The 1710-nt window shown below is 72.3% G+C and carries 1 protein-coding gene; it reads right to left on the reverse strand.

Annotation, left to right across the window (positions count from 1 at the left end):
• On the reverse strand, positions 1-1693 hold a 1693-nt coding region (locus tag ACWCSD_RS52380), incomplete at its 3' end, for a DNRLRE domain-containing protein (RefSeq protein ID WP_449927368.1).
• Between the last annotated feature and the right edge of the window lie 17 nt (positions 1694-1710).

Genomic DNA, 1710 nt, shown 5'->3' on the forward strand with positions numbered 1-1710 from the left:
CGCTCGGTCTGGACGGGAAGCGGGCGAAGGCCACGGGACAGGGGTCGTGGGAGCACGGGATCGTCATCGCGAGACCGCCCTCCCATCCGTTCCGGCCCGAGGTCCAGGTGGCGCCGTACAGGGTGGCGGGGTGGGCGCCGGCGGCGTCGGCGGCGGTGCCGCCCTGGCCCTCGTCCATGGGCCAGTGGCCGGCCGGTCCCCGTCCGGCGTTGACGTTGAAGACGTACGTGCGGATCGGGCCGAGCTGCCCGGCGCGGTCCTTGCTGCGCACCGACAGGACGTTGGGGCCGTCGTGGCGCGGGGTGAGGGTGATCGCGGCCGTGCCGTCCTGGGCGGGCGGGACCTCGGTCTTGGGGGTGGTGTCCAGGCCGTAGACGTAGGCGGCGACGTCGGTGACGCCGTTGGGCGCGAAGGTGAACCGGCCCGCCAGGCCGACGCCGTCGCTCCAGCCGTTCTCGGCGAACCGGTCGGAGGACACCTCGGGCTCCCGGCCGGGCGCGGTGGCGTCCACGGTGGCCTCGCACCAGGGGCTCCAGGCGCTGTTGGCCTTGCCGTCCTCGGCGCGGACCCGCCAGCGGACCAGCGCGCCGTCGGCGTACAGGCTCTGCGGGACGAGGGCGGAGAAGGCCGTGCCGGTCGAGCCCACGGGGGTCAGGTACTCCCCGGCCTTGGTCCCGTCGGCGCGGTACCACTCGAAGCGGCCCCTGACGGAGTTGTCGGCGTCCTTGAGCCGGGCCCAGAGCTTCGGCGTCGGCGTGCTGATGACCGGACGGTCGTCGCCGGAGACGCACGGGCCGCCCGGGTCGGACCAGGCGTCGGCCGCCACCGGGTCGGCGGGCAGCGAGTTGTACTCGATGACCAGGCTCGGGTTGTTGCGGAACTTCTTCCAGGCGTACTGGTCGGTCTCGCTGGTGGCGCGGAGGCCGACGGTGATGTTGGCCCACTTGTTGGCGGCGGCGTCGGCGACCTGGGAGGTGACGTCGAACTCGACGCCGCCGGGCAGGCAGGCCGAGCCCCAGCCCTTGGCCACGTTCACCGTGGACAGCTTCTTGACCCACTTGGGCTGGTTGCTCCAGGTGGTGCTCTTGCTGATCGTGTTGGTGGACCACGCCTCGACCGCGCGGGCGCTGCACGAGTACGACCAGGTCTCGTACGTGCGCAGCGTGCCCTTGATGATCTGCTTGCCGTGGATCGTGGAGCCGGTGTTCATCTGGAAGAACGAGCGGTTGGTCTGCGAGTTGACGTGCCCGACGCGGGCGACGTCGCTGGAGTTGAGGTAGTTGGAGCTGGGCCAGTTGCTCCACACGGCGGTCCAGGCGCCGCGGGCGGCCGAGAAGTACGGGTCCAGGAACACCGGGTACCGGGTCTTCGGGTCGCTCATCATCGCGCGGTCCGGCCGCAGCCGCAGCTTCCTGCCGTCGAGCGAGACGCCCATGGTGGCCTGGCGGGCCTCGGGCGCGCGGCCCTCCTTGACCGCGGTCTCGCCGGCGCCGGTCGAGTCCCACATCGTGGGGGTGGGCGCGATGAAGATCGTGCCGCCGGTGCGGTCGACCGCCTCCAGGTTGCCCGCCTTGTCGGCGGTCAGCGACAGGCCGCTGACCGACAGCGGGAAGTCCAGGTCGGGCAGGGCTCTGGCGGCGGCCCGCGTCTTGACCACCAGGACGTGGGAGAACCCGTCCACGTCGGCGGTCACCCGCAGGTCCACGCCGG

It is taken from the genome of Nonomuraea sp. NPDC001684, assembly GCF_053596515.1.